The organism is Armatimonas sp., assembly GCF_043760365.1.
In the GTDB taxonomy this organism is placed as follows: Bacteria; Armatimonadota; Armatimonadia; order Armatimonadales; family Armatimonadaceae; genus Armatimonas.
The window spans coordinates 1-1718 of record NZ_JAYUPA010000441.1 but is presented as its reverse complement, the minus strand read 5'-3'; the positions used below and the strand labels follow the sequence as shown (position 1 = coordinate 1718).

3 protein-coding genes are annotated in these 1718 nt (G+C 60.7%); 2 read left to right on the top strand and 1 reads right to left on the bottom strand.

The annotated features are described in order from the left end of the window. The first annotated feature begins 36 nt into the window (after positions 1 to 36). Positions 37 to 315 (top strand): RNA chaperone Hfq, encoded by a 279-nt coding sequence (gene hfq, locus ACH2EH_RS10370; protein ID WP_395141393.1) that lies wholly within the window; start codon positions 37 to 39, stop codon positions 313 to 315. Then, complete coding sequence (dapF, locus tag ACH2EH_RS10365; RefSeq protein WP_395141391.1) at positions 312 to 1157, top strand: diaminopimelate epimerase; 846 nt, start codon at positions 312 to 314, stop codon at positions 1155 to 1157. Before hfq ends, dapF begins: the two co-directional genes overlap by 4 nt. Positions 1158 to 1315: 158 nt before the next feature. Here the strand turns inward: dapF and ACH2EH_RS10360 are convergent. Further along, on the bottom strand, positions 1316 to 1718 hold a 403-nt coding region (locus ACH2EH_RS10360), incomplete at its 5' end, for a GNAT family N-acetyltransferase (protein WP_395141389.1).

Below are 1718 nucleotides of genomic sequence, written 5' to 3'. Positions count from 1 at the left end.
GGACATAGCCGAACGCTTAGAAATAGGGATATCCGTATGAATAAAACGCAGGCGCTTCAGGATCTCTTCCTGAATCAGGTACGCAAGGAGAATATCGCCGTCACGATCTATTTGATGAACTCCGTACAGCTTCGTGGGCACGTTCGAGGCTTTGATGCCTTTACGATCTTACTGGAGTCGCCCGGGCGGCCTACCCAGCTTGTCTACAAGAGTGCGGTGACCAGCCTCGTCCCCATGCGACCTGTGAGGCTGTACTCGGAAGGTTCACAAGGGGGCGAAGGCGACGTGGCTCCCATGGAGGAAGCTGCCGAGTGACGGTTCGTTTTGTCAAGATGCACGGGATCGGCAACGACTTCCCGGTCTTTGATCACACACAGCCCGGTGCCCCGTCGCTTGAGCAGATCAAGGCAGCGGCGGTGGCACTCTGTGATCGGCGCTTTGGAATCGGGGGGGACGGAACGATCTCGATCCTCTCCTCTGAAAAAGCCGATTTCGCTATGCGAATGTTCAACCCGGATGGCAGTGAGGCGGAGATGTGCGGCAACGGCATCCGCTGCTTCGCCAAGTATGTTTTTGACTACGGTCTGAGCGAGAAAACCGAGCTCACCGTAGATACCCTCGCTGGGATCATGGTGCTGGTTCTGAGCGTGGAAGCCGGCAAAGTGACCCAAGTCAGAGTGGATATGGGCGAGCCGCGCCTAGAGCGTGCCCAGCTCCCTATGGAAGGCCCGTCGGGCACGGTGCTCCACGAGCCCCTTAAGATCGGCGGCGAGCTTCTCTATATCACGGGTGTCTCCATGGGCAACCCGCATATCGTGTTTTTCCCTGAGCAAGCCACCGACGAGCTCATCCTGCGCATCGGGCCACAGCTCGAAAAACACCCGGCGTTCCCGAGGCGCACCAATGTTCATGCCGCCCATGTCGTGGGTCGCGACGAGCTGGTGATGAAGATTTGGGAGCGTGGCGCTGGCCCTACACTTGCCTGCGGCACCGGCGCGTGCGCGGTGGGAGTGGCGGCGCACCTCAACGGCCTCACGGGCCGCGATGTGCTCATCCACCTGCCCGGCGGCGATCTGCGTATCCAGTGGGGGATCAACAACCGCGTCTACATGACCGGCTCCGCCACGCTCGTCTACGAAGGCACGATCGAACTGTAATCGCCCCCATTCACGCGCCCAGAGGGCACCCGGTCTTATTGTCCTCGTTCCTCGGACACAAAGGGCGTGCCGCCCATAACCGAATATACTCGGTATGGCCCGAAGTGGCCTTCGTGTCGGCGAAGCCGTCAAAAAGACGCCCCCGTTCATGGGGGCGATTACAATCGGGGCGAAAACAAACGGGGCGCGTTCAACGCGCTCAGCGAGACGTTCTCGCCGCTGTAGAGCACACGCTCAAAGTTCGCTTTCTTCTGCTCCCATTCCCCATCCAGCATGGCGAACCAGAGCGTGTCGCGGCTCTGGGATTTGCTGATCATGTGCTGGCGGAAGCAGCCCTCATACGAAAACCCCAGGCGGCGGGCGGCGGCGGCGCTAGGCACGTTGCGGGAGTCGCACTTCCACTCGACACGCCGGTACTCGCACGCCTCGAAGAGGTGCTTGAGCAGTAGGTAGATGCACTCGGTGTTGGTGGCAGTGCGCTGCGCTTTGGGGGTGTACCAGATACTGCCCAGCTCCGCGACCCCGTCGCGCGGCTCGATACGCATCACGGAGAGCATCCCC

What these genes read in the sequence shown, in the direction of transcription:
- hfq (WP_395141393.1), top strand. Translation starts at nt 37, where the DNA reads ATGAATAAAACGCAGGCGCTTCAGGATCTCTTCCTGAATCAGGTACGC.